The sequence below is a fragment of the Bradyrhizobium sp. Leo78 genome, assembly GCF_059512425.1.
Window position 1 is genome coordinate 1 of record NZ_JCAMOT010000341.1, and the last position, 231, is coordinate 231.

1 protein-coding gene is annotated in these 231 nt (G+C 57.1%); it reads left to right on the forward strand.

Going from position 1 to position 231, the window contains the following annotated elements; genetic code table 11:
* Positions 1 to 34: 34 nt before the first annotated feature.
* Positions 35 to 231 (forward strand): hypothetical protein (locus AC5ZG1_RS44980; protein WP_496136647.1); only part of this gene is annotated, 197 nt, incomplete at its 3' end.

Consider the following 231-nt stretch of genomic DNA (forward strand, 5'->3'; position numbering starts at 1 on the left):
GGGGCTTTCATCACTCGACCTGGGGAGGGTTGTGATGGACAGACTGAAGCACTCGCTGGAAGACCGTGAAGCGCCAAGCTGCCCAACCTGCGGCAGCGAGATGCAGTGGTGTCGATCGGAGCTTGTTAGATTTGTCCCCGCAACCAATCTGCATCTGTTCAACTGTCCGACCTGCCTTCTGTTGGCAGAGTCAGAGACGGTTAGCGAGCCGGTTCAGGTATCTCCCGACAA